The sequence below is a fragment of the Pseudidiomarina aestuarii genome, from assembly GCF_003987355.1.
In the GTDB taxonomy this organism is placed as follows: domain Bacteria; phylum Pseudomonadota; class Gammaproteobacteria; order Enterobacterales; family Alteromonadaceae; genus Pseudidiomarina; species Pseudidiomarina aestuarii.
The window spans coordinates 102,761-128,423 of the sequence record NZ_PIPR01000003.1; the positions used below are offsets into that span (position 1 = coordinate 102,761).

The following is a 25,663-nucleotide window of genomic DNA, read 5'->3' on the forward strand; positions in this document are numbered from 1 at the left end:
CGTTTTTTCGTATCTTCTTCAGTACGTGTTAGAAGTCGTACTGGAAGCCAATGCGAACACTCCACAATGACGGCGATCCTGCACGTCCTTGAACTGAGTTAATGCGCGGGTTAATCGCATCAAATACCCACTGGTCTTGGTCGTTAATGCTTACTTCAGCAACGTTCACAGCGCGTGGGAAGCTTGCTTCGTACAAGACACCCCAGTCATCGTTTAACATGTTGGTGAAGTTGTCGACCACCAAGTAGATACTTGATTTGTGATCCGCCATGAAGCCAGGCAATTCTTGCTCAATTTTCAGATCCACCTTGTGCCACCAGTCGCTGTTGAACTCATTACGCGGTGCAATACCACCGGCATATGCATTCAAACCGTACTCGTCAATAAAGGCCAAGAACTCTTCAATCTGAGCATTGGTGACGCCATCACCCCAAACAACATTGCTGTCATTAGCACCAGTTGGGACGTACAGCAATGAACGACCGTTGGTAATGTCACCGACATCAGCATTCATAGTGAAGCTGTATGGACGACCTTTGTTGGCAGAACCAAAGATGCTGAACTTGGTTTCGTAGCCACCCAACAACTCAGTGGTGTAGGTTCCACGAAGTGTGAAGCGATGCGGAATTTCATAGTTCGACGTCGCGATACCTGGGTTTTCAGCATCAGCAGTAGCAAGATTGGTGTAGTTTGAGTACGCAACAGAGCTAGTCATTGGGTTGACGTCTTCTGCTTTGTTCCAAGCGTAAGCAAGAGCCCAATCTAGACCCCAGTCGTACTCTTTAGACACCGCGAAGCTGATGCTGGTTTGGTCACCAGAGTCACCGTCGACGTTGGTCAGCAAGAAGGCATCGGCACCCGGACGCGAGTAGATAGGACGACCATCTGGTGCGGTACCAGATTGCACTGCACGTAAATCACGAATAATCGCAGCATCTTGCTTACGGGTATGTAAGAAGTCAGCCATCAAGACATAATCGTCCGCAGTGACATAGGTTGCACCCAACGCGAACTTCCATTCGTTTGGAATTTTAAAGTCTGGGTCTAATGCGTTCACTGGACCGCGTCCGGCGGCTTGTGCAACTTCGTCGATCATCTCCTGTGGTATTCCAATCAACGGACTGCTGCTGCCGTAGTCTAGATCGAACAGATTGACGTTGCGACGATTCGCTTCGTACAGGCTGACACCGTTGTTCGAGTAGTTGTTTGACAACCAAACATTGGGGTTACCACCAGAATACAGGCCTAAACCACCGCGCACTTCTAATTGGTCATTAACAACCCAGTTAACACCCAAACGCGGTTGAATCAAACCTTCGCCATCCAATGTTGCAGTGTTGGCGAAGCCGTAGGTGTCACGGAATGCTTGGTTCAAGACCGGAGCATCGCTCGTAGTATACCAGTCATAGCGTAAACCGAAGGTTAATGTGAGGTCATAATCGATGAAATAGTACTCGTCTTGCGCATACAAAGTGTTGACCGCATATTTGAATTGGCCTGCACCATCATCTGGATTATTCGTACCTGCAGCGTTTTCATAAATGATTCGGCTGACGAAACCATTCTCGAAATCATCGATTGAGTTGAAGCGATGCTCACCTTCAGATTCTTGAATGAACAAGTTGAAGACATCATAGCTTTCATACTCATAACCAAAGGTAAAGGTATGGTCATCAAGTAAGTAGGTACCCGCCACTTTATAAAACACGGTGTCATACGCGAGTTTATTTGAGTGACGCGAGTCATCGGCGCCTAAGTAGATAGTATTACCGTTCTGGCGAATTTGAACCTCACCGACTTCGGTGCCACCTAAAGGAACCACCGCATTTTCTAGCTCAGAGTAACCGGCGCGAATCTCGGTTGAGAAGTTGTAGGTCCAATCTGAGTACAATTGCGCAACGTAAGAGTTAAATTCAGCACCGCGTGAATAGAAGTGGTTTGAAAACTCTAACTCGTTGTCGTCGCCATCGGATTCAGCAATGGAGAAACCGTCATTGAAGTTATAGGTGAACTGGGCACGATGATTATCATTGATATACCAGTCGAGTTTCGCCAAGATTTTTTCATCTTCAACAGGTAAGCTGGAAGGGAAGCCACCTGGCTCAAAACCGTAAACGTTACGAGCGATATCAGCAATCCGATCGAGATCGGCTTGGGTCACGCCTAATACTGGAGTGGCAACGTTGGCATCTTCAGGACCCCGGTCAAAAGTATCCGAGCCTTCTAGTTTCTCATAAGCTAAGAATGCAAAGAGTGTGTCTTGAATCAGCGCGCCACCCGCATTAAAGCCATAACGTTTTTCATTGAACGCGCCGATTGTGACCGGCTCACCTTCAAGCTCGTCACCCGTTAATGAATCATTGGTGTAATCGAAGAAGAAACTACCGAATAATTCGTTTTCACCCGACTTGGTGACGGCGTTGATGTTACACGCTGTGAAGCCACCGTATTGCACATTGAAAGGCGCTAATTCAACCGATACCTGTTCAATGGCATCGTATGAGAACGGCATCCGCTCAGTTGGGTAACCGCTTGAGTTCAAGCCGAAGTTATCATTCGTACGCACACCATCAACGGTTAAGCTGTTGAAGCGTGGGTTGGCGCCGCCACACTGAATGTCACGCGCGTTGGTTTCGTTGATATAAATACGCGGGTCAATTTGTACGACGTCTTTGATATCACGATTCGGTGCTGGCTGCTCTTGCAGGTCGCTCAAGTTGAAGTTCGAAGCTGGGCTGTTTGAGCCAGAGCTCATGGTGAGCTGACGGCCAGAGACTTCAATGCGCTCAACACTTTGTTGGACCACTTGAATTCGTAAGTTTTCCGTTTCACCGAGTGTCAGGAAAATATTCTCAACAACTTCACGATTACCCATGCTATCGGTAACGGTTAAAGTGTAAGGACCGCCAACAGCAAGACCGCGAGCTGAGAACAAGCCGCTTTCGTTTGCTGCTAGTGAGGTGCTGGTACCTGTGCGTTCATCGCGCAAAGTAACATTAGCGTTAGCGATGGTTTGCCCGGTATTTTCACTGGTAACGACACCGCGAATACTGGACGAGGTTTCCTGAGCCGTTGCAGTTGCAGATAAACCAATTGCTAATGCAATGGCAACTGCAATGCGGCTACGCTTATTATTAGACATAATCAGTGTTCCTAGATTGAGATGAGACAATTGACCCGTACTTCAACATCCATGAGCTTAGTAATGCAATATGACAGTTTGATGAAATAGTAGTCGAAAATTTCAAACCGTTCCTAATTTATTCAAATTTTTCTGAGCTATTTTTTTCTCGACGTTTGCGAAAAAATTGTTTCAACAAATCGGCGCATTCTTCTTCCAGTACACCCGCAATAATTTGGGCTTTGTGATTCATCGAAGGATGATTGAGAACTTGAATAGCAGAGCCGGTTGCACCCGTTCTCGGGTCATAAGCTCCGAATACTAGTGTCTGAATGCGGGCGTGCGTCATCGCACCAGCACACATCGCGCAAGGCTCGAGTGTGACGTAGAGTGTGGTGTTTACTAAACGGTAATTTTCAATCAACTGACCTGCCGCTCGAATAGCTTGAACTTCGGCATGAGCCGATGGGTCATTGCGACGAATCACCTCATTAAATCCTTCGCCAATAATCTCGTTTTCATAAACCAGCACGGCTCCGACAGGAACTTCACCGAGCTGCTCGGCTTGACGCGCTAGTTCCAGAGCGCGTTGCATATAGAATTCATGCTGCATAGTGATACTTCATTAACGGTGTTTGAAACATGATAAAAAAAAGCCCCCGCAGTTGCGAGGGCTTTCGGTATGACTAATCGGTGTTGATTAGAAGCTGTAGCGAATACCAATCTTCGCTTGCCACGTTGAACGCTCTGGCAAGTAGTTCGTTGGTGCTGCAGTATCAAACCCGCCGAACGGAGTACCGTAGACATAACGACCTTGGTCGTCGAGGTCAACAGATACTAAGCGACGTGCGTTATCACCGAAGAAGAAGGTGTGTTGCTGTGCTGCTTCTTTATCGAACATCGCTAGGATGTTACGAATGTTGAAGTACAACTCACCTTTATGACCTTCAAACAATCCTGGTAACTCTTGCGTGTATTTGAAATCAAGAGTGGTGTTCCAAGGGCCGCGGTCATTGTTACGTGGCGCATAGCCACCTGCGTAACCTTCTAAACCAGCTGCTGCAATGTACTCAGCAAATTGGTCGTAGCTGAAGCCGTTACGATAGGTGACGTTTGGATCGTCAGCACCGGTCGGGATGTACGGTAAGTAACGCGACGTGCTGTCGAACTGGTTCTGGTCACCAAACTTGTTGAAGCGGAAGGTGTCAAGAACGTAGCTAAACGGACGACCAGACTGACGTTCCCAGAACAAGCCAAAAGTTGACTGGTAGCCAGAGAACAACTCTGTGCGATACGTGATGTCAGCCATAAAGCGGTGCTCGATCTGGTAACTTGCAGTACCTGGGTCGATGTTCTGGATGTCTTTCGCAATCGGGAAGCGGAAGTTAGAAGTCGCGGTAGACGAGCTACCTGCTACTGCTTCTTCGATATCCTGATTGGTGTAGCTGGTACGGAAACTTAAACCATTGTCCCAAGCTTTGCCGATAGTTGCGGTGAAGATTTGGCTCTTACCACCGTCACCATTGGTCAGCATCAGGTCATAACGGTTGACGTTATCGTCGTCACCAATACCCATAGGTACGTGGTCATCGATAGGGTCGTCGACTACATAGATAATACGACCGCCATCAGCAGTGGTAACGATGTTGCCGTTTGCGTCAGTTAATGGACGACGCGCTAAGTCAACCCAACGTACATCGTCTTTACGACGGCTGTAGATGAATTCAGCACTGGTATACCAGTCATCACCCAATACGCCGAGGTCGGTATTCCAGTCGAAGCCTAAGCTTAAACGCCAGTCAGTTGGCAATTCGAAGTTTGGATCGATTGGGTTGGTGTTACCATCGCCAGCTACAAGAGCATCTTGAACTTCTTGTGGCACTTGCGTGATATCAACGTCATTCAGATAGACAGACTCGTCTAACGAGCGCGTATCGAAAGGAACAATGGTTACACCGTCGTTGGTGTACGCGTTTGAGATCCATACGTTTGGACGACCACCGCCGTAGCGACCGAAACCACCACGTAAGGTGAAGTCTTCAGTCATTGCGTATTTGAAGCCAACGCGTGGAAGAATCAAATCTTTACCATCGAGGTTCTCAGTGTTAGAGAAACCGTAACGGTCGAAGAAACGTTGGTTAAAGGTAGGTGCGTCTTTAGCAAACATGCGCTCGTAACGAACACCGAAGGTCAACTCGAGGTCCCAAGTTGGCTGCCAAGTGTCTTGGATATATAAAGACTGAGTGCCCTGAGTAAATTCAGCTGCACCGTCGTTGACATTGCCAGTGAAGGCATTTTGGTAGCTGAAACGTGACGCTTGACCGGCTTCGAAGTCAGCGATTGAATCAAATGTCCATGAACCTAAAGTGTTCTGGATAAATAAGTTGAATACGTCAACGCTTAAGTAGTCATAACCAAATTGAATGGCGTGGTCACCCATCAGGTATTCACCATTAATTTGGAACTGTAACGTATCGTTCGCTAATTCGTTTGAATGACGAGAGAAGTCAGGACCTAATGCGATACGAGCATTTTCGCCTTCAACAGTCACGTCACCAAAATTTTTGCCCAACAATGGAATTTGGCCAGTCACGACTTCTTTGTACGACAATTTCATATCGCTTGAGAAGTTTGAGCTCCAGTTTGAGTACAACTGGAATGAATAGGCTTTCAATTCTTGGGTGTTGTTGTACCAATGTGAAGACAAACGCAACTCAGAATCGCCACCGTTGTTGTTACGGGTCGAGTTACCGTCTGTGTTCTGATAGGTGAATGAAGAGCGGTGTTCATTGTTGATGTTCCAGTCTAACTTAACCAACAATTTCTCGTCTTCTTCAACTGGATTCACGTTCCAGTCACCCGCATCTACGCCATACACTTCACGAGCGATACGAATGACTTCGTTGACTTCCGCTTCAGTGACGTCTGCGATGTTTGATGCTGCAGAGCCTAATGGGCCTGCTTCAACTGATTTTGGCTCTTCTAATTTTTCGTAGTTCACGTAGAAGAACAAGGTATCTTCGATGATTGGACCACCGAGGCTGATACCGTAAGTTTTTTCTTCATAATCCAATACTGGTGGCTGCGAGCCGCCCAAGTAACGCGATACTTGCGGGTTACCTGCTAGGCTATCGCTGGTGTATTGATACAAGACAGAACCTTCGAATTCGTTGGTACCTGACTTGGTTACAGCGTTAATTTTTGCACCAGTAAAGTTGCTGTCTTTCGCATTGAATGGAACGACATCAACAGTGATTTGCTCAATCGCGTCGATAGAGATAGGTGAACGCTGAGTAGGGTAGCCGTTACCGTTTAGACCGAAGTCATCATTCTGGCCGATACCGTCAACAGTGATTGAGTTATATTTCGGGTTGTTACCTGCAACAACCAACTCGTCGCCTTCGCCGATGGTCGCTGCCAAAGGGTTCAAACGAACGATTTCTTTCAAGTCACGACCGTAAGTAGGCAGTGATTGAATTTGCTCTTCGCCGAATGAGCTAGAGGAGCCGCTGTTTAACTGAGCGTAGTTTACAGCTGAACCAGTAACGCTGATGCGTTCAACGTTAGCTGCTTCTAACTGCGCGTTCAGGCGGTAAGTGTCGCCCAAACTTAAGAATACTTCGGTGTAGGTCGCATCGCGGTAGACGTCAGAGTCCAAAGTTACGCGATATGGACCGCCAACACGCAAGCCACTTGCGATGAAAGCACCAGAGGCGTCAGTGGTGGTTTCTAAACGGCTGCCTGAAGGAACGTGTTCGATAATAACGCGAGTATTTGCCGCGCCTTGGCCACTTGGTGCCAATACCGAGCCACGCATCGAGGCAGAGGTATCTTGAGCGACAGCAGTTGCAGACGCGAGACCTAAGGCCACCGCGATAGCACTAGCTGTGCCTGTTAATCGCATAGATGTTCTCATTGTATTTCCTGGGTTGGTTGTCAAATAAAATGCTGAGCAAGGCTACACCGCTTTTATGACGCCTTGATGACAAAACGCATCTTTTTTCTGCATTTCGATGTCAATTTTGTGACAACATTTTACGCATTTTTTTAATTAATTGCACAGAGTAAATTGAACCTTTATTGTGCGACTTTGTCTGAGCGACCTCGTCAAGGAGAGGTATCCATGTTGCGAACCGTATGTAGTACGCTGGCTGTAGCTTTTTTAATCATATTTTTGAGTGGTTGCGATATGCCCAAGAAAAATTTCAAAGAACCTAAAGCCCTGCGCGTGGCAGCGTTCAATGTCAGTATGGATGCATCCAATTATCTGCAGCAGGCCGATATCCCCAGCCAAGGTGCAACCGCGCTGCAGCAGGCTCTCGCAGACCAGCACCCACAGATACGAGCCATCGCAGAAATCATACAACACACGCGTCCTGATGTGCTGGTGCTGAATGAATTTGATTACATCGACCGAGCCGAAGGCGTCGATCGTTTTCAAGCAGACTATCTGTCGGTCAGCCAAAACGGCGAAGCGCCAATTGACTACCCATACGTCTATTTAGCACCGGTAAATACCGGCAAGCCAAGCCCGTATGACTTGAACCGAGATGGAAAGGTTTCCAATTACGGCGATGATGCGTGGGGCTTTGGTTGGTACGAGGGGCAGTACGCCATGGTGGTGTTGTCGAAATATCCGATAGTTGAGAATGAGGTTCGCACCTTTCAGAACTTCAAATGGAAAGATATGCCAGGTGCATTACGTCCACTCATGCCGGCTACCAGCGAGTGGTGGTATCCGGATGAAGTCTGGGCCGAGTTCCCGTTGAGTTCCAAATCCCATTGGGACGTTCCGGTTCAGGTTGGCGAGCATCAGCTCCATGTGTTGGTCAGTCACCCAACGCCACCGGTATTTGATGGTGAAGAGAATCGCAATGGTCGACGCAATCATGATGAAGTTCGCTTTTGGGCCGACTACATTCGTCCCGAGCACAGCGATTATATTTATGATGATCAAGGACGCGAGGGCGGTTTAGCGACTGATGCAGCTTTTGTCATTGCAGGTGACTTAAATGCCTCTGATGAAGGCGATGGTAATATCCCTGGCACTATTGAGCAATTGACCTTGCATCCACTGGTACAAGGTGACGTCGTGCCTCTAAGTGAAGGTGGTGCACAACATTCCCCGGATAACCCAAAAGGGAGTAGCCACACAGCCAGTTGGCGCAAACGTGCCGATTACGTATTGCCGTCGGTAGCGGGTATTCGCGTTATCGATAGCGGCGTTTTCTGGCCGTCAGAAGGGCAACCCAAAGCTGATTTAGTCAGCTCTCGCGGGGCGTCTTCCGACCATCGTTTGGTGTGGCTAGACATCCAACTTCGAGATTAACTTCACAAATTTGTATTAAATTCATAAAAGTGTCATAAAGAATCGTAATAATTGGCGGTGCAAATAAACGTTTAGGTGAAGCACATGTCGAGAAAGATTCTGATTGTTGAAGACGAAGCCCCAATTCGGGAAATGCTCAGTTTCGTCATGGAGCAACATGGTTACCAAGCAGTAGAAGCAGGGGATTACTCTACTGCTCTTGAGAAAATTATCGAACCCTTTCCAGACATGATTTTGTTGGACTGGATGCTCCCTGGTGGCTCAGGTATACAACTGGCAAAAAAATTAAAGAGTGATGACTTCACGCGGAGCATTCCCATTATTATGCTGACCGCGCGTGGAGAGGAAGAAGATAAAGTCCGCGGCCTCGAAGTCGGCGCTGATGACTACATCACGAAACCCTTCTCACCAAAAGAGCTGATGGCGCGGATGCGTGCTGTATTTCGCCGCGTGGCTCCAACCGCTTTGGACGAGCCGTTGGAAGTGGAAGGTTTAAAATTAGATCCAGTCTCGCATCGCGTCACAGGGTTTAATGATCGTTTAGACATGGGTCCTACCGAATTTAAGTTGTTGCACTTCTTTATGACACATCCTGATCGGGTGTATAGTCGTGAGCAATTACTGGATCAAGTATGGGGAACCAACGTCTATGTGGAAGACCGCACGGTTGATGTTCACATTCGACGCCTACGTAAAGCAATTTCAATGCATGGTCATGACCGCTTGGTACAAACCGTGCGTGGAGTCGGTTATCGGTTCTCTCATCGCTAAGTTAAAGCGACGTAGCGATGGATAAAAAATACTCCATTCTGTTTATCCTTCGAGGCCTACTGTGGTTCCTAATCCCAGTGGGCTTGTTCGGTTGGTTGCTAGGTTTGTTTTGGGAAATACTGGCGCTAGCGCTGCTCGGACTCGTAGTCTGGCACTATTTCTACCAATACAAACTGGTCGATTGGTTGTGGCATCGCCGTACGCTGTTACCGCCCAGTGCTCCGGGCAGTTGGAGCTACATCTACGACGGTATTTATCGAACCCAACGCCGCAGTCAACAGCGCCGACGCGCGTTAGCTCGGTTATTACGACGTTTTCGCGAAGCTTCAGAAGCGATTCCCGATGCAGCCATTGTCTTTCGCAAAGACGGCGGGTTGATTTGGTGCAACAAGCTGGGGCAATTTTACTTCGGCTTAAAATGGCCAGCCGACACCGGTATTCGTCTCTCTAACTTGATCCGTCATCCAGAGTTTATCGCTTACTTACAAAAGGGCGATTTCAGCGATGACATTCATTTACCGTCGCCGGTTCGTGAAGATATTGAGCTCGAGATCCGAATTATGCCGTACAGCGATGATCAGTACCTATTGATGGCACGTGATGTCACGCAACTGCGCCAGTTGGATCAAATGCGCAAAGACTTCGTCGCCAACGTCTCTCATGAATTGAAAACACCTTTAACTGTATTGCAGGGCTATCTAGAAATGCTGGATGATGCCAGTGGCATGCCTGCTGAGATGCATCGCAAAGCGGTGCGCGATATGAATGCGCAAAGTACCCGGATGCGTAATTTAGTCGATCAACTGTTGTCTTTATCACGCATGGATATCACCCGCGGTGATATTTTTGACCGCGTCGTCGACGTGCCGAAATTGCTGACGACCATTCAAGCCGACGCCGAACGACTGAATGCCGAACGTGGACACGAACTGGTCTTTGAAATCAGCTCAGAAAAACTCTACGGTCACGAAGATGAAATGCGCAGCGTGTTATCTAACTTGGTAACGAACGCCATTCATTATACGCAGCCAGGTGGTCGCATTGTCGTGCGCTGGCGACCAGTGAATCAGCAAATGGAATTCAGTGTCTCTGACAATGGGCCGGGCATTCCCGCCGAACATATCCCTCGGCTTACTGAGCGCTTTTATCGAATCGATAAAGACCGCAACAGTAAAACCGGTGGTTCAGGGTTGGGGTTAGCGATTGTCCAGCAGGCGCTGGAACATCATCACTGCAAACTCAACATTGATTCCGTAGTAGGGCGTGGGTCGACGTTCTCATTTCGGGCCCCGGAAGAACTTGTCGTTCGTGACACTTTATTGAAACAAATATGACAGCTTGACAAAGAATGTCATTAAACTGTCACATTCAATCTCTACACTAGCTTCAATTCTTCATAAAGTCAGAGCGTCTGACATTGAACTTTGGAGTGTTTATGAAACTCAAGCAAGCATTAATCGCAGTAAGCGTCGCAACTCTGATTGCTGGTCCAGCACTGGCACAAAAAGCGACTGACAATTTGCCTGAATATGAAAAAGTAAGCGGCTTATCAGGTAACCTTTCTTCAGTAGGTTCAGATACTCTGGCCAACATGATGACGTTCTGGGCGGAAGAGTTTAAGCGCCAATATCCAAACGTAAACATGCAAATTCAAGCGGCTGGTTCTTCAACTGCACCACCTGCATTGACTGAAGGTACTTCAAACTTCGGTCCGATGAGCCGTGCCATGAAATCAAAAGAAATCGAAGCCTTCGAGAAGCGTCATGGTTACAAGCCAACGCAAGTTCGTGTTGCTATCGATGCTTTAGCAGTATTTGTTCATAAAGATAACCCGATTGAAGGCATGACCATTGCTGAAGTCGACGCAGTATTCTCAAATACGCGTTTATGCGGTGCCAATCAGCAGGTTCAACGTTGGAGCGACCTGGGTTTGACTGGCGCGTGGGAAAACCGTGATTTGCAGCTGTACGGTCGTAACTCAGTATCAGGTACTTATGGTTACTTTAAAGAAGTTGCGTTGTGTGACGGTGACTTCCGTCCAAACGTGAACGAGCAACCAGGTTCTGCTTCTGTTGTGCAGTCGGTCTCAACGTCAATCAACGCAATTGGTTACTCAGGTATCGGTTACCTCACCTCTGGCGTAAAAACAGTACCTTTAGCTGTTGAAGAAGGCGCAGAGTTTGTTGATGCAACAACTGAGAACTCGCTAGCTGGTAAGTACCCACTTGCTCGTTTCCTCTACGTGTACGTGAACAAGCACCCGAACAAACCACTGGATCCAGCAACCGCTGAATTTCTGAAAATGGTACTGTCAAAAACGGGTCAAGAGATTGTCGATAAAGATGGATACATTCCATTGCCACTAGCAGTAGTCGAGCAAGAAATGGAACGTCTCGGCTTAAACTAAGAGCGCTAGTCGCTACTAGTTACTAGTTATTCGTTATTCGTTGTTCGTTAATCGTTAATCGACAAACGAACAACGACAAACGAACAACGACAAACGAACAACGAATAAAGCGCTGGTTTTTTGCCAGCGCTTTTTTATTGGGCGACTGAGATGTCGCGGAGGATCGGTTGTTGTAATGAGATGAGTGTTTCCGTTGCCTGGATCTCGTCGATGGGTTGGATTTTTTCAATCAGTAAGTGCTGCAGGTCATCAATGGACTTCACAAATACTTTAATAAATACGCTGTACTGGCCTGTAGTGTAGTGTGCCTCGACTACCTCAGGTAACGCTTGCAACTGTTTTAATGCGCTTGGGTAATCACCCGCTCGGGCTAAAGTGATGCCAATGAAACAACACACATCAAAGCCAAGTGCTCGCGGATTCACCGTCAGCTTGGCGCCGGTAATGATACCTTGCTGGCGCATTTTTTCGACGCGTACATGAATAGTGGCAGGGCTCACGCCATGCTGTTTAGCAATTTCGGCATAGGACGTGCGTGCATTCAGCAATAATGCGTCGAGAATCGCTTGGTCCAAATTATCGATCATTTAATGAGTCCGCCTTAAATAACGAGTTTTTTAATGTTTTATCAACCAAAGGCCATATTATTAAATTTTATATTTAAGTAAAGCGTTAATTTATTAAATGGTATTGATCGTATTGCTGATTTCGGTGAATGATGTCTCATCAAAACGATAAAAATATTGGAGAACATCATGAAAACATCAACTTTCGCACAACAACAACTTCTCTTAAGCCAAGTGAAACACCAATTCGCCTCAGCACTGGCACAGCAACTACAACTGATCCCGGTGCAAGCGCCGTTGATCATGGCCGCTGGGAGCGGTATGCAAGACGGCCTTGCTGGCCATGAGCAACCGGTTAAGGTACGCGTACAAGCCGAACAAGCTGACTACGAGGTGGTTCACTCGCTAGCAAAATGGAAACGCGCGCTGTTGGGTCAGCAACAATTTGCGGCAGGTTCCGGAATCGTAACGGACATGCGTGCGCTAAGACCCGACGAAGAAAAGCTTTCAGAACGCCACTCGGTGTTGGTTGAACAATGGGACTGGGAACGTGTCATCCAGCCGCAAGAACGCACTATCGCGACATTGAAAGAAACCGTTCGAGGTATTTACTCGGCATTAAAGCACACTGTCCGGGCGTTATATCCTGATGGTGACTTCCCAGTCGAATTACCGACCGATGTGACCTTTATCCACGCGGAGCAACTGCGCCAAGCGTATCCTGACTTAACGCCGAAGCAACGGGAACGAGCTATCACTCATCAGCATAACGTCGTCTTTATTATTGGTATTGGCGGTGCGTTAGGTGACGGTGAAAAGCATGACGTTCGTGCGCCGGATTACGATGACTGGACCTCCGCCACTGAGCTCGAATGGGCCGGCTTAAACGGTGATTTGTTGGTGTGGCATCCACTGCTTGACGATGCGCTTGAATTGTCGTCGATGGGTATTCGCGTAGATGCACCAGCACTGTTGCGTCAACTTGAACTCAGTGGCAAACACCAACATGCGCAATTGCCGTGGCATCGATTAGTTTTATCTGGGCAATTACCGCAAACTATTGGCGGTGGTATCGGCCAGTCACGGGTAGCCATGTGGGTGTTGCAATATGACCATATTAGCGCCACCCAAGCGACTTTACTCGACTTACCTAAACAGCCTGTCAGTGTAGCTGCATAGACAACTTTCAGTGAAAAAAGACACTTTCATGGCAGAAATATGACAGCGCTGTAACAATACTGTCATAGTTTGCCGCTATACTTGAACCCAGTAAAATTCACGAGCTAATTTCTGAGGGCAAGCATGGCGGCATCCACACCCACTCGAATGGGGGCCAGCAATATTCGACTACTCAAAGATAGAGCTGCACGCTGGGGGGTAACCTTTGGCGGCGTCCTAGTGTTAGTCGCATTACTGTTGATCTTCTTCTATTTGCTTTATGTCGTTGAACCGATTTTCCGCGGTGTCGATGTTGAGAAACAATCGTCGTTTACAGTGCCGGGTGAGGCAACAACCGTTGCGCTGGGCATGGAAGAACAGTCCGAAATTGGCTATCGCTTCGCGGACTCGGGTCAGCTAACGTTCTTTGCACTGCAAGACCTGCCGCGCTCAAATGCTGAGCTCGGTGATGTGTTATTGCAAGAGCAGGTCACGCCCACTGCACCGACTGCATTTACGAAAACACAACCACAGAAGAAACGCTACGCCTACGCTATCGAAGGCGGTGAGGTGGTTATTGTTGAGCCGAAATTCCGGTCGCGGTTTGTCAATGGCCAACGCACGACAACTCCAGAAATTGCCATCATTACCGAAGACTCACCCATTCAAGTGGATGAAGAGGGGCGCGACTTGGTCCAGCTCGCCTATGAGTATGATGGTGATGCAAGCTTATTCGCAGCGGTCACCGCAGACGGTAAGGCTATCGTCAATTCCATCAGCGCATCCCGTAACTTCATCACCGGTGCCGTCACGTTGGAATCCAAATTCACTGAATTGCCGGTGACCGGTGATATTGAGCAAGTGATTGTGACGCCTGACCTGAGACAAGTCATCATCCGTCAAAACAATCGCCTGTACATCTACGATGTGAGTCGCAGCGGTCAAGTGACCGAAAAGCAACTCCTGACTATCGACAAGCGCCTATATGGTGATGTGACGAGCATGCAATTGCTGGCTGGTGCCAGTTCGATCATGCTCGGCCATAGTTCGGGTCTTATCACGCAGTGGTTTGAAGTAGCAGGTGACGAGGGTCGCCGCTATCAATACATTCGCGAATTCAAATCCGGAAATAGCCCGATTGTGGATATCGTGGCTGAGTATTATCGCCGTACGTTCTATTCAGTCAATGCCGAGGGAACGCTGGGCGTATTCCATACCACCTCTGAAGCTGATTTATATCAAGAGCAGCCAGATGGTGTGCGAGCTGAGCGAGTAGTTATCGATCCGCGCGCAAATACTCTGATGATGATGAGCGGCGATCAGCTGCATATCTTTGACTTGGACAACGAGCATCCGGAAGTAACCTGGAGCGGGTTGTGGCAAGAAATTTGGTATGAGGGTTATCCAGAGCCCGATTATGTATGGCAGTCGACGTCTGGCTCTGATGACTTCGAGCCGAAGTTTAGCTTAGTGCCAATCTCATTCGGAACCATCAAAGCGGCGGCTTATGCCATGTTGTTTGCGGTGCCCATTGGTCTTGCGGCTGCTGTTTATACTGCCTACTTTATGTCGCCTGCCGTGCGTAAAGTGGTTAAGCCTACCGTTGAAATTATGGAGGCATTACCGACCGTTATTCTCGGCTTCTTAGCGGGGTTGTGGCTTGCACCCGTGGTAGAGAATTATCTGCCTGGTATTGTCGCCACCGTTATTCTCGTGCCGACCGCTATTATTTTGCTGGCGTTTATTACCAGTGTACTGCCGAAAAACTATCGCAATTTCTTCACTGATGGGCGCGCAGCACTGGTGCTGATTCCATTAGTCATGTTGGTTGGCTATGCCGCATTCAGCGCATCGCCGCTGGTGGAAGACTGGTTATTTGGCGGTAACGTTCGTCAGTTTATTACCAATGAATTGGGCATTACTTTCGACCAACGGAACTCGTTGGTGGTCGGTATTGCGATGGGCTTCGCGGTTATTCCAACCATTTTCTCGATTGCCGAAGATGCAGTATTTAGCGTGCCCAAGCACCTATCGAACGGATCACTCGCATTGGGTGCCACCACTTGGCAAACACTGACCAAAGTGGTCTTGCTGACAGCAAGCCCAGGTATCTTCTCGGCAGTTATGATGGGTCTGGGTCGCGCGGTTGGTGAAACCATGATTGTACTCATGGCTACCGGTAATACGCCGATTATGGACTGGAACATCTTTGAAGGTATGCGCACGTTGTCCGCCAACATTGCGGTCGAAATGCCAGAGTCGGAAGTGGGTAGTTCGCACTACCGCATCCTGTTCTTGGCAGCCTTTGTATTGTTCGTCTTCACGTTCGTGTTTAACACGTTGGCTGAGTTTGTACGCCAGCGGTTGCGCGAAAAATATAGCTCGATGTAAGCGAGAGGATTTCCATGAAAGTTTGGTTTAAGACAGGAAAACCGTGGATTTGGCTAACAGCAGGTGCTGTGAGTATCAGTCTGATTGCCGTCATCGGGTTGTTGATCATGATTGCTTGGCGCGGACTTAGCTTCTTTTGGCCCGCTGCCATCCATGAAATGGACATTCAAGCCTCTGACGGCAGTACGCGGACCATTATCGGCGAAATCTATGACCGTGAAGTGGTGCCCACGTCACGACTCATCGGTAGTAACGTCGTCCTCGAGAATTACAACGAGGAAATGCTCGAACGTTTGCTGCTGAAAGTGGGTAACCGTGAATTTGTGCCACTCGACTTCACTTGGGTCATGGAACCGCAAGTGGTGCGCGACGAGACTCCGGCAAACCTAGCTGTGCTAGAGCGTTCGAAAGATGGCAATTTCTATGGTTACGTAGTTGATATCTTAGAAAACGGCGAGTCAGTATTGACCTCAGACTCTGAGGAAGAAAAGCGCGCAGAACTTTTCGCTCGCATTGACCGCGCGGTAGAGCTCAACGAGCAAGCCATGGATCTGCAGGACAGCGAAATTGGTGCGATCAACTACCAGTTGAATCAGTTGCGTCTGGAACAGCGTCGGTTGGAGCTCAACAACGCGTTTACTGAAGCGGAAGCCGAACGAATTGCCGCCGAGGAGGCCCAACTCCGTGCCGACTATCAAGTGCTGGAAGCACAGCTATTTGAGTACCGTGAGCAGGCCAGTCGTGACGCTATCGTGATGCGCGATATGCGCAACATGGAAGTGACGTTGCCCATGTATCGTATGTTGGACGTTACTTTCCCGAACGACATGAACATCTTCCAGAAGCTTGCGCACTTCTTCGTGCAAATTGGCAAGTTCGTGTCGGAAGATCCGCGTGAAGCGAATACTGAAGGGGGCGTCTTCCCAGCTATTTTCGGTACGGTGTTCATGGTCTTGTTGATGTCGATTATTGTGACGCCATTCGGTGTAGTTGCTGCGGTATACCTACACGAATATGCCGGTAAGAATGCCATTACACGCCTGATCCGTATCGCGGTGATTAACCTCGCCGGTGTGCCATCCATTGTTTATGGTGTATTTGGTTTAGGTTTCTTCGTCTATATGGTCGGTGGCTCGTTAGACCAAATCTTCTACCCAGAAGCGCTGCCAAGTCCAACCTTTGGTACCCCGGGCGTGATGTGGTCCGCGATTACCCTAGCTATTCTGACGCTGCCGGTGGTGATTGTATCGACAGAGGAAGGCTTATCGCGGATTCCAAGCACACTGCGTGAAGGTAGCTTGGCACTGGGCGCGACCAAAGCAGAAACCTTGTGGCGTATCGTGTTACCTATGGCATCACCCGCTATTATGACCGGTCTGATTCTCGCGGTAGCGCGGGCAGCCGGTGAGGTAGCGCCGTTGATGTTAGTGGGTGTGGTGAAGTCAGCGCCGATGTTGCCGTTGGACGGAAACTTCCCGTACTTCCACTTAGATCGCAAATTTATGCACTTGGGCTTCCACATTTATGATGTCGGTTTCCAAAGCCCGAATGTCGAGGCCGCGCGGCCTCTGGTTTACGCAACGTCATTCTTATTAGTGACAGTCATTGTCGGTCTGAACTTGACCGCCATTGGTGTGCGCAACCATTTACGTGAAAAATATCGCTCTCTTGAGCACTAATTGATGAGAAGGGATGAACTATGATTTCGGTCACTCCGAACGCAAACACTGCTGAAGCTTTAGACCTCGCCAATTTAACGGCTGAGCAAACCGCCCTAGAAATTCGCGGTCTAAACTTGCACTACGGTGAAGCTCAAGCCTTGTTTGATATTGACATGCATATCCCGAAAAACCGTGTGACCGCGTTTATCGGTCCATCGGGTTGCGGTAAGTCCACCTTGCTGCGCTGCATCAATCGTATGAATGATTTGGTTGAGATTTGCCGCGTCAAAGGCGAGATCTTGCTGCATGATAAAAATATATACGACAAAGACGTGGATGTGGCTGAATTACGCCGCCGTGTCGGCATGGTCTTCCAGCGCCCGAATCCATTCCCGAAGTCAATCTACGAAAACGTGGTCTACGGAATGCGCTTGCAAGGCGTCAATGACCGTCGCACACTGGATGAAGTAGTGGAGCGCTCGTTGAAAGGCGCGGCATTGTGGGACGAAGTTAAAGATCGCTTGAATGAGAGCGCCTTCGGCCTGTCTGGTGGTCAGCAACAACGTTTGGTCATTGCGCGTTCTATTGCCATTGAACCCGAAGTCTTGTTGTTGGATGAGCCAACGTCGGCCTTGGACCCAATTTCAACCTTGACCATCGAAGAATTGATCACCGAGCTGAAGAGCAAATACACAGTGGTTATCGTCACGCACAATATGCAACAGGCAGCCCGTGTTTCTGATCAAACCGCTTTCATGTATATGGGTAAATTGATTGAGTACGCCGATACCAATACCCTATTTACTACGCCGGATAAGAAGCAGACCGAAGACTACATAACCGGTCGTTACGGTTAACGGATAAAAGGAGCCAGTGATGGACAAAATGAACATGAGCCGGCATATCTCCGGCAAATTTAATGAAGAACTGGAAGCCGTCCGTAACCAAGTGCTGAATATGGGTGGTTTAGTTGAGCAGCAGTTGCGTGACTCACTGCATGCCATCGAAAAATCAGATCATGAGTTAGCTGAGCAGATTTTGCAGCGTGACTATCGAATCAACGCCCTTGAGGTGCAGATTGATGAAGCCTGCGTACAAATCATTGCGAAACGTCAGCCAGCAGCGAGTGACTTACGGCTGGTTATCGCTATCTTCAAGACCATATCTGACTTAGAGCGGATTGGTGACGAAGCCGAGCGTATTGCCCGGGTAGCGCTCGAGAGCTTTAACAATGACCAACAACATTTCTTGGTCAGTTTGGAAAATCTTGGCCAGCAAGTCCTTGCCATGTTACATGGCGTGCTCGATGCATTCGCTCGGATGGACTTAGATTCAGCCTACGAAGTGCACCAAATGGATGCGCAAGCCGACCGTCAGTACGAAGCACTGACACGCCAGCTCATGACTTACATGATGGAAGATCCACGGGGTATTCCGAAGGTCATGAATGTGTTGTGGTCTGCACGTTCACTGGAGCGTATTGGTGACCGTTGTCAAAACATCGCCGAATACATCATCTTCTTTGTCAAAGGCAAAGATGTTCGTCACGTATCCCCTGAATCCATGGAACAAACGGTTCGCGGCAAGCGCGACTAACTGTCAGCTTTGCCGTCGTTAACCCGGCGGCAAAGCGATTTTAAAGACAGCCAGTTGTTTGTTAAAAATGGCGACTCCATCATCTGGTAATTTATCTGCACAATGTGCCTCCAAAGCACTGCGTGCGGAACCATAGTCATCCCATGGAATGGTGCTAGTGTATGCTTGCAGATCTGCAAATACTTTGCATAACGTTCTAAACCGCCGTGAACGACTTGCCTGACGCAAACCGTTCAAGTAACTGTCGCGGTGCACTGTGGGTACGATGAGTTTAAATTGCTCCTGTGCCACGAGCTCTGCGTTCATCATAATTCGAGCAAGTCTGCCGTTACCATCATCGAATGGATGACATTCCGTGATCAAAAATTGCATAAAAATAGCACGTGGCATTCCAATCGGAAGTTGTTGGTATAACGTAAACGCTTGCGCGATAGTTCCTTCCACGTGACTCGGTAACACAAACAACGTATCACCAGCCTTATTCGGTTCTGATTTCAGCTCTCCAGGGCGCTTTTCTGGGCGTGCATGCATGATGATGCGATGGCGATGACAAAGTCGCTGGAGCAGATCGTCAGCGGAACTCGGTACCGTTACCATTTCAGTGTAGTCTTGGACAATTTCAAACACTGAGAGCACATCATGACTATCGGCCGAGCGATTTATAATTTCTTGTTTTGAGAATACGATCTGTTCGGCCTCGTTGATTTCAAACTCGGTGCCTTCAATGTAGTTCGAAAAGTAACTTTCAAAGAAAGACAAGTGACGCCAACTGGACTTATTGTATTGGTATGGGCGCTCCGGAAACTCGCAACGAAGGAGATAATCTTTAAGTTGTGTCAGCAACTCCAAGCGGGTCTGATCATAGGGCTCACGTTTTGCTGTGGCGATAGCCAGTGAGCTCTGTAACACATCGGCGGCATGTGTTGTGAGCAAGGCACTAATCAGTTGGTCCAGTTGCTGAAACTCGTCCGCCATATCGAGTCGTTGATAGTACTTTTTTGCTTGGTCGCGAAGCGCATTTAAACCAGCTTCACTGTAGCGTGTTAAATATTTAACCAGCTCTTGTTCTACCCAAAGCTGACCTCGTGCTTTAGGTAGCTGCACATCTTGATGAGCACGCTGTAGATTCTCCATCAAAAATCGGGCTGGCGAACTGCGGTTTAGCTCCGGGCAAAAACGTTCGGTCAATGTATTTACATCACCAGGGTGGACTTCAATAATCAAGTCTTCGCCAATCGCGATTTTATTCTGTCTACCCACTTCAGCAGTAATATGAACCGTATTATTTTCTGGTTTGAGACTTGCTGCAGTGGTATGGGACGCTATAGCTGTAGGGTACAAGTAAGCAACGATTTCATACCAACGATTATGTAATAACTGCGGAATATCTTCCCAATTAGCATCCGTGTATATACCTTGGCGAATGCGTTTAAGCCTTCCGCTTCGGACTTCACGCGAGAGACGTTTTGCGTCGCTGGTGTCTTGTGGGAATATTAATGTGGGTGCTTTTTTCTGCATTCTTGTCTCATCTATGTGAATTACGCAAGATAAAAGTAGTTATTTTGCGAATTAGTATAGATAAAAGACCATGAGTGCGAATTAGTCAAGATAAAACGGGAATTACTCTCGATAAATGCGAATTGCTCGGGATAAACGCGTGCTAATAGAGCACGCGCGCCTTAATAGTACCGTCAATGGCTCGCATTTCGATGAGCAAATCATCGGCAATGGTGCTCTTGGGTGGGGTTTCAATATCAATCACCACATAACCTACTTGGCTGTCGGTCTGTAAGTACTGTCCTGAAACGTTGATGTTTTGTTCGGCCAATATTTGGTTGATACGCGTCAGCATGCCGGGGCGGTTGTGGTGAATATGCAAAAGACGCCGTGAGCCAGCGTGAGTCGGCAATGCCACTTCGGGGAAGTTGACTGCTGACAACGTAGAGCCGTTGTCGGAATAACGCACCAGCTTACCGGCCACTTCAATACCGATATTCTCTTGTGCTTCTTCGGTAGAGCCGCCGATATGTGGCGTCAAAATACAGTTGTCGATGCCGCGCAGTGGTGACTCAAATACATCATCATTGCCTTTTGGCTCGACTGGGAACACGTCAATGGCTGCGCCTGACAACTGACCTGATTTTAATGCTTCAGCGAGCGCATCAATAGCGACTACCGTGCCGCGTGAGGCGTTAATGAGCACGGCTTCTGGCTTCATCTTGGCCAATTGTTTGGCACCAATCATCCATTGGGTTTGCGGGGTTTCAGGAACGTGCAAGGTCACTACATCCGACTGCGCCAGAAGCTCGTCGAGACTGCGAACTTGTAATGCATTACCCAGCGATAATTTGGTTTCGATGTCGTAATAACGTACCTGCATACCCAATTGCTCAGCCAAAATACTGAGCTGACTACCAATATGGCCATAACCGATAATACCGAGCACTTTACCGCGCGCTTCAAAGGAGCCTTTGGCTGCTTTATCCCAGCCGCCACGGTGCGCAGCCGCATTTTTCTGTGGAATGCGACGCAGCAGCATAATAATTTCAGCCAGCACCAGCTCGGCTACACTGCGGGTATTGGAAAACGGTGCATTGAAGACCACCACCCCATGTTCACGTGCAGCATCGAGGTCAACTTGGTTAGTGCCAATACAGAAGCAACCCACCGCAGCGAGTTTGTCGGCGGCTTTGAAGACGCGAGCATTGAGTTGGGTGCGTGAACGAATACCAATAAAGTGCACATCTTTAACTGCTTCGCACAATTCATCTTCATTTAGCGAGGTTTTCAAGGCAGTGATATTGCTGTAACCGTGCTGCTTGAGTACTTCAATGGCGCTGTTATGCACGCCTTCCAACAACAAAATCTTGATGCGATCTTTATCCAGTGATACCAAACTCATTGGTCTTCCTTTGCAGTGAGTTGTTAACGTGTACGGGTTTGAACGCCTGACTCAGAGGCAATCAATGCAATGTCAGCGCCACGGCGGGCAAATAAACCATTCGTGACGACACCAACGATATTATTCAGTTGTTCTTCTAATTGCACTGGCTTCAGGATATCAAGATTGTGAATATCCAGAATGAGATTACCATTATCAGTCACAAAGCCTTGGCGCCAGACTGGGTCGCCACCCAGTCGCACAATTTCGCGGGCGACATAAGAGCGCGCCATAGGAATGACTTCTACGGGTACCGGGAATTGACCCAGTCGGCCGACTAACTTGCTAGTATCCGCAACGCAAATAAATTGTTGGGCGACAGCTGCGATAATTTTCTCTCGGGTAAGGGCACCGCCACCGCCTTTGACCATCCGAAAATGCTCATCAATTTCATCCGCGCCGTCAATATACACAGGTACTTCGGTCGCATTGTTGAGTTCAATCACTTCAATGCCGATTTTCCGTAGTCGTTGCGTGGATGCATCGGAACTCGAGACCGCTGCTTCAATATCGTTCTTCATGGACGCCAATGCATCAATGAAAAAGTTTACCGTAGAGCCGGTTCCGACACCCACAATGGTATTGGGTTTGACGTACTGAAGTGCTGCTTCTGCTGCTTGCTGCTTGAGGCGATCTTGAGAGGTAGACATGTCGATTCCATACCTTTGTACGCAGTTATTTGCGTATCGATGAGAGCTCGGGGTTATGGGTGTTTAGTATACGCCTCTAACGGCGAAAATCCCACAGCTTAGTCGGCGTAATAATGCGTGGCAGTGGCACATCCCACGGCTGGGCAGGAAGGTTTGCGACGCACTGTTGGTCATAGGCTAAGCCAATCGGCAATAGTCGGGGTAGGCGCCCAGCCTGCCAAGCCGCCAGAGTGCGATCATAATAACCGCCGCCCATGCCCAAGCGATTGCCTTGAGGGTCGAAACCGACCAAGGGTACTAGCAGCACATCAATATCAGCAAGCGGCGCAATATCCGGACACCGCAATTCGGGTTCCGGGATTTGAAAGGCGTTGGTATGCCACTGGGTGCTTGATGAGACATTCAAAAACAGTAGATTTCCGGCTCGAAACGGATGGAGCACGGGCACTGCCAACTGATGTTGCTGCAGTAACCATTCATTAATTGCGCGCGTGCTCAACTCGGCTTGCACGCTAATATAGCTACCCACCCGAATCGGCTGCTGGAATTCTGGCAACTGCTGCAAGCGCTGCAGAATCTGGGATGCAGCCGCCTGGCGTTCTGCGCTGGACAGGCTCGCACGTGCGTCCAGCAGTTCGCGCCGCAATTGCCGCGTTCGCATGGTACTGTTATGCTCGTTTTTATTTGGTTCCATAAGGCAGCGTTATACCATGATGCGACAACTAATGACTATCCTCACTGCACTGACCTGTGCCGCACTCTTAAGCTCCAGCGTCTTGGCAGCACCGCCACCGAAAGCGACAGAGCGCGGTGAACGCGGTGATGGCCCGCATCAACGATTGATTCTGCGTGGCGGTATTCTGGTCAATGGTGAGGGTGCTCCTGCCTATGGGCCCGTCGATATCGTGATTGAAAACGATCGCATCGTGAATGTGGTCAGTGTCGGTCATCCGGGCGTTCCGATTAAGCCAGAAGGTCGACCGGTTGCCCAGCCGGGCGATCGTGAAATGGATGTGAGTGGTCACTACATTTTGCCAGGCTTTGTCGATATGCACGGTCACATTGGCGGCTCTGCGGAGAATATTCCTGCTGATTACGTGCTCAAGCTTTGGCTGGCGCACGGTATCACCACGGTACGCGAACCGGGCAGCTTTAACGGTCTAGATTGGGTGCAGTGGCATCAGCAAGAAGCCGAAGCCAATCGTATCGTCTCGCCCCGCATTGTGCCTTATGTTGGGTTTGGTATGGGCAGTGAAGAACCCATCTTTAACGCGGAACAAGCGCGTGAGTGGGTGCGTGATATCAAAAGCCAAGGTGCTGCAGGTATTAAATTCTTCGGTGCAACTCCACGAGTCATGGCCGCCGCTCTTGATGAAGCCAATCAGCAAGACCTTGGCACTATGATGCACCACGCACAGCTCAACGTAGTGCGCACCAACGTGCTCGACTCTGCGCGGCAGGGTTTGACTACCATGGAACATTGGTATGGCTTGCCGGAAGCACTGTTTGACGGTCAAGTGATTCAAGATTACTCGCCAGAATACAATTACAACGACGAACAAGACCGTTTTGGTGAAGCAGGCAAGTTGTGGGAGCAAGCCGCGAAGCCGGGTTCAGAAAAATGGAACGCGGTCCGTGATGAACTCATCGCACTGGATTTTACGATTAATCCGACTCTGACTATCTACGAAGCCTCACGTGATTTGATGCGGGAACGCCGCGCTATTTGGCATGAAGAGTACACATTGCCAACACTCTGGGACTTCTTTACGCCCAGTCGTTACGCGCACGGCTCCTACTGGTTCGATTGGACCACCGACCACGAAGTGGCATGGCGCAAAAACTTCACTCAATGGATGACCTTCCTGAATGACTATAAAAATCATGGCGGACGCGTCACCACTGGTTCTGACTCAGGCTATATCTATAAAATTTATGGGTTCGGCTACATCCGCGAGCTCGAGTTACTGCGTGAAGCAGGCTTCAACGCCCTCGAAGTCATTCAAGCTGCCACACTCAATGGCGCCGAAGCACTGGGTATGGAATCTGAAATTGGCTCGGTTATCCCAGGCAAGAAAGCTGATTTAGTTATCGTCAAAGAAAATCCGCTTCGCAACTTCAAAGTGCTCTACGGAACCGGTCACTACCAGCTGGATGACAACAATCAGCCGATGCGCACCAAAGGCATTCGCTACACCATCAAAGATGGCATCGTCTATGACGCGCAAGCCCTATTAGCCGACGTCCGCGAAATCGTCAAAAGCGCTAAAGAGCGTGACTAGCTATTAGCTACTGGTTACTAGCAAAGACCGAAGAGCGTGACTAGCTATTAGTTACTAGCTATTAGCAACGCGCGCTCAGCTCTCGCTTTTAGTTTTTGTCTTTTGCGAGTAGCTAGTAACTAGTAACGCTTTTATCTTTTCGCTTTTGGGGTTTCGAGAGGGTGATCACCCGGAATGCCGCCGCTGGCTGTAGCCCTTGAACCCACTGGTTCAAGGCGGGGCGCAAATGCACGGCCGCAGGCTTCTCGATACGGGTCGAGCTTGCACAATAGCCGCTCAGTGAGCCCCTTTACTGATGACATCGGCTCAGGGACATAAGCTCGCTAGCGCACATTCCAGGCAATCATAACTGCTGCAGAACTGCTCAACGTCCAGGACGTTGCTCTGCCATTACCTGCTCAAGTGTATCTTGGAGCAGTTTAATTTTTTCCTCTAAATCGCGTACTTTCTCGTCTTGTGCATCAGCATATTGAGTCGCTTCGTGACACAAGTTCAGGGCGGCCATTACTGCAATCTGCTCCGGATGACTCAACCGTGTTGCGGAGCGGATCTGCTCAAGTTTCTCATTGAGCCGGTCGGCCGCGCGTTGCAATGCCGCTTCCTGTCCCGCGGGACAGTTCACTTTATACTGGCGATCCATCAATTTTATATCCATGGTACGCGGCGTTGATTGTGACATGACCTTTTCCTTTACTGGCACTGTGACTATTACTATTGTTGGCCGATTCAGACGGCGCCATTATGGCATGCTTCGGTGCGCTTTGTCAGCTAGCCTGAATGGCTATGCAGT

19 protein-coding genes and 1 other RNA gene are annotated in these 25,663 nt (G+C 48.8%); 10 read left to right on the top strand and 10 right to left on the bottom strand.

The window, feature by feature from the left end; genetic code table 11:
• Nucleotides 1-28: 28 nt before the first annotated feature.
• From CWE22_RS10585 to CWE22_RS10595, 3 genes are all read right to left on the bottom strand, one after another.
• A complete protein-coding gene (locus CWE22_RS10585) occupies nucleotides 29-3,142 on the bottom strand; it encodes a TonB-dependent receptor (RefSeq protein ID WP_169931453.1) in 3,114 nt (1,037 codons plus the stop codon).
• 118 nt (nucleotides 3,143-3,260) lie between these two features.
• Nucleotides 3,261-3,734 carry a tRNA adenosine(34) deaminase TadA gene (gene tadA / locus CWE22_RS10590; protein ID WP_169931454.1) on the bottom strand — a complete coding sequence of 158 codons (474 nt, stop codon included), beginning with the start codon at nucleotides 3,732-3,734 and terminating at the stop codon, nucleotides 3,261-3,263.
• 87 nt (nucleotides 3,735-3,821) lie between these two features.
• Complete coding sequence (locus CWE22_RS10595; protein ID WP_169931455.1) at nucleotides 3,822-7,037, bottom strand: TonB-dependent receptor; 3,216 nt, start codon at nucleotides 7,035-7,037, stop codon at nucleotides 3,822-3,824.
• Nucleotides 7,038-7,310: 273 nt separating this feature from the next.
• Here CWE22_RS10595 and CWE22_RS10600 point away from each other — a divergent pair, with 273 nt between their 5' ends.
• The 4 genes from CWE22_RS10600 to CWE22_RS10615 all read left to right on the top strand — a co-directional run bounded on the left by CWE22_RS10600 (nucleotide 7,311) and on the right by CWE22_RS10615 (nucleotide 11,628).
• Nucleotides 7,311-8,450: an endonuclease/exonuclease/phosphatase family protein gene (locus CWE22_RS10600; RefSeq protein WP_244596056.1), complete on the top strand. Its 1,140-nt coding sequence runs from the start codon at nucleotides 7,311-7,313 to the stop codon at nucleotides 8,448-8,450.
• 84 nt (nucleotides 8,451-8,534) lie between these two features.
• The gene (gene phoB, locus CWE22_RS10605) at nucleotides 8,535-9,221 is read left to right on the top strand and encodes a phosphate regulon transcriptional regulator PhoB (protein WP_169931457.1); all 687 of its coding nucleotides are present in this window, start codon (nucleotides 8,535-8,537) and stop codon (nucleotides 9,219-9,221) included.
• Between the two features lie 17 nt (nucleotides 9,222-9,238).
• A complete protein-coding gene (gene phoR, locus CWE22_RS10610; protein ID WP_169931458.1) occupies nucleotides 9,239-10,555 on the top strand; it encodes a phosphate regulon sensor histidine kinase PhoR in 1,317 nt (438 codons plus the stop codon).
• 101 nt (nucleotides 10,556-10,656) lie between these two features.
• Nucleotides 10,657-11,628 (top strand): PstS family phosphate ABC transporter substrate-binding protein, encoded by a 972-nt coding sequence (locus CWE22_RS10615; RefSeq protein WP_169931459.1) that lies wholly within the window; start codon nucleotides 10,657-10,659, stop codon nucleotides 11,626-11,628.
• A gap of 134 nt (nucleotides 11,629-11,762) precedes the next feature.
• Here the strand turns inward: CWE22_RS10615 and asnC are convergent, their stop codons facing one another.
• Nucleotides 11,763-12,215: a transcriptional regulator AsnC gene (asnC, locus tag CWE22_RS10620; protein WP_169931460.1), complete on the bottom strand. Its 453-nt coding sequence runs from the start codon at nucleotides 12,213-12,215 to the stop codon at nucleotides 11,763-11,765.
• A 168-nt stretch (nucleotides 12,216-12,383) separates the two neighbouring features.
• Between asnC and asnA the strand changes: the two genes are divergently transcribed.
• From asnA to phoU, 5 genes are all read left to right on the top strand, one after another.
• Nucleotides 12,384-13,373 (top strand): aspartate--ammonia ligase, encoded by a 990-nt coding sequence (asnA, locus tag CWE22_RS10625; RefSeq protein ID WP_169931461.1) that lies wholly within the window; start codon nucleotides 12,384-12,386, stop codon nucleotides 13,371-13,373.
• A gap of 123 nt (nucleotides 13,374-13,496) precedes the next feature.
• Nucleotides 13,497-15,743: an ABC transporter permease subunit gene (locus CWE22_RS10630; protein ID WP_169931462.1), complete on the top strand. Its 2,247-nt coding sequence runs from the start codon at nucleotides 13,497-13,499 to the stop codon at nucleotides 15,741-15,743.
• A gap of 14 nt (nucleotides 15,744-15,757) precedes the next feature.
• The gene (gene pstA / locus CWE22_RS10635) at nucleotides 15,758-17,422 is read left to right on the top strand and encodes a phosphate ABC transporter permease PstA (protein ID WP_169931463.1); all 1,665 of its coding nucleotides are present in this window, start codon (nucleotides 15,758-15,760) and stop codon (nucleotides 17,420-17,422) included.
• A 20-nt stretch (nucleotides 17,423-17,442) separates the two neighbouring features.
• Nucleotides 17,443-18,261 (top strand): phosphate ABC transporter ATP-binding protein PstB, encoded by an 819-nt coding sequence (gene pstB, locus CWE22_RS10640; protein ID WP_169931464.1) that lies wholly within the window; start codon nucleotides 17,443-17,445, stop codon nucleotides 18,259-18,261.
• 19 nt (nucleotides 18,262-18,280) lie between these two features.
• Nucleotides 18,281-19,000: a phosphate signaling complex protein PhoU gene (gene phoU / locus CWE22_RS10645; RefSeq protein WP_169931465.1), complete on the top strand. Its 720-nt coding sequence runs from the start codon at nucleotides 18,281-18,283 to the stop codon at nucleotides 18,998-19,000.
• A gap of 18 nt (nucleotides 19,001-19,018) precedes the next feature.
• Here phoU and CWE22_RS10650 read toward each other — a convergent pair whose 3' ends face one another.
• From CWE22_RS10650 to CWE22_RS10665, 4 genes are all read right to left on the bottom strand, one after another.
• Nucleotides 19,019-20,518, bottom strand: coding sequence for a Fic family protein (locus tag CWE22_RS10650; RefSeq protein WP_169931466.1), 1,500 nt, complete (start codon nucleotides 20,516-20,518; stop codon nucleotides 19,019-19,021).
• 142 nt (nucleotides 20,519-20,660) lie between these two features.
• Nucleotides 20,661-21,902, bottom strand: coding sequence for a phosphoglycerate dehydrogenase (gene serA, locus CWE22_RS10655; RefSeq protein WP_169931467.1), 1,242 nt, complete (start codon nucleotides 21,900-21,902; stop codon nucleotides 20,661-20,663).
• A 23-nt stretch (nucleotides 21,903-21,925) separates the two neighbouring features.
• Complete coding sequence (rpiA, locus tag CWE22_RS10660; RefSeq protein ID WP_169931468.1) at nucleotides 21,926-22,591, bottom strand: ribose-5-phosphate isomerase RpiA; 666 nt, start codon at nucleotides 22,589-22,591, stop codon at nucleotides 21,926-21,928.
• Nucleotides 22,592-22,667: 76 nt separating this feature from the next.
• Nucleotides 22,668-23,285: a 5-formyltetrahydrofolate cyclo-ligase gene (locus tag CWE22_RS10665; protein WP_244596057.1), complete on the bottom strand. Its 618-nt coding sequence runs from the start codon at nucleotides 23,283-23,285 to the stop codon at nucleotides 22,668-22,670.
• Nucleotides 23,286-23,304: 19 nt separating this feature from the next.
• On the opposite strand from CWE22_RS10665, the gene CWE22_RS10670 reads away from it, so the two are divergent.
• Nucleotides 23,305-24,873: an amidohydrolase family protein gene (locus CWE22_RS10670; protein WP_169931531.1), complete on the top strand. Its 1,569-nt coding sequence runs from the start codon at nucleotides 23,305-23,307 to the stop codon at nucleotides 24,871-24,873.
• Between the two features lie 162 nt (nucleotides 24,874-25,035).
• Here CWE22_RS10670 and ssrS read toward each other — a convergent pair.
• Nucleotides 25,036-25,218: non-coding RNA, 6S RNA (gene ssrS, locus CWE22_RS10675), on the bottom strand.
• Nucleotides 25,219-25,237: 19 nt separating this feature from the next.
• Nucleotides 25,238-25,552 (bottom strand): cell division protein ZapA, encoded by a 315-nt coding sequence (locus CWE22_RS10680; protein WP_169931469.1) that lies wholly within the window; start codon nucleotides 25,550-25,552, stop codon nucleotides 25,238-25,240.
• Between the last annotated feature and the right edge of the window lie 111 nt (nucleotides 25,553-25,663).

Coding starts and splice junctions, on each gene's coding strand:
- serA (WP_169931467.1), bottom strand. CDS start 21,902: ATGAGTTTGGTATCACTGGATAAAGATCGCATCAAGATTTTGTTGTTG.
- CWE22_RS10630 (WP_169931462.1), top strand. CDS start 13,497: ATGGCGGCATCCACACCCACTCGAATGGGGGCCAGCAATATTCGACTA.
- pstA (WP_169931463.1), top strand. CDS start 15,758: ATGAAAGTTTGGTTTAAGACAGGAAAACCGTGGATTTGGCTAACAGCA.
- CWE22_RS10585 (WP_169931453.1), bottom strand. CDS start 3,142: ATGTCTAATAATAAGCGTAGCCGCATTGCAGTTGCCATTGCATTAGCA.
- asnA (WP_169931461.1), top strand. CDS start 12,384: ATGAAAACATCAACTTTCGCACAACAACAACTTCTCTTAAGCCAAGTG.
- CWE22_RS10665 (WP_244596057.1), bottom strand. CDS start 23,285: ATGGAACCAAATAAAAACGAGCATAACAGTACCATGCGAACGCGGCAA.
- phoU (WP_169931465.1), top strand. CDS start 18,281: ATGGACAAAATGAACATGAGCCGGCATATCTCCGGCAAATTTAATGAA.
- pstB (WP_169931464.1), top strand. CDS start 17,443: ATGATTTCGGTCACTCCGAACGCAAACACTGCTGAAGCTTTAGACCTC.
- CWE22_RS10650 (WP_169931466.1), bottom strand. CDS start 20,518: ATGCAGAAAAAAGCACCCACATTAATATTCCCACAAGACACCAGCGAC.
- CWE22_RS10680 (WP_169931469.1), bottom strand. CDS start 25,552: ATGTCACAATCAACGCCGCGTACCATGGATATAAAATTGATGGATCGC.
- CWE22_RS10670 (WP_169931531.1), top strand. CDS start 23,305: ATGCGACAACTAATGACTATCCTCACTGCACTGACCTGTGCCGCACTC.
- rpiA (WP_169931468.1), bottom strand. CDS start 22,591: ATGTCTACCTCTCAAGATCGCCTCAAGCAGCAAGCAGCAGAAGCAGCA.
- CWE22_RS10615 (WP_169931459.1), top strand. CDS start 10,657: ATGAAACTCAAGCAAGCATTAATCGCAGTAAGCGTCGCAACTCTGATT.
- asnC (WP_169931460.1), bottom strand. CDS start 12,215: ATGATCGATAATTTGGACCAAGCGATTCTCGACGCATTATTGCTGAAT.
- phoB (WP_169931457.1), top strand. CDS start 8,535: ATGTCGAGAAAGATTCTGATTGTTGAAGACGAAGCCCCAATTCGGGAA.
- CWE22_RS10595 (WP_169931455.1), bottom strand. CDS start 7,037: ATGAGAACATCTATGCGATTAACAGGCACAGCTAGTGCTATCGCGGTG.
- tadA (WP_169931454.1), bottom strand. CDS start 3,734: ATGCAGCATGAATTCTATATGCAACGCGCTCTGGAACTAGCGCGTCAA.
- phoR (WP_169931458.1), top strand. CDS start 9,239: ATGGATAAAAAATACTCCATTCTGTTTATCCTTCGAGGCCTACTGTGG.
- CWE22_RS10600 (WP_244596056.1), top strand. CDS start 7,311: ATGCCCAAGAAAAATTTCAAAGAACCTAAAGCCCTGCGCGTGGCAGCG.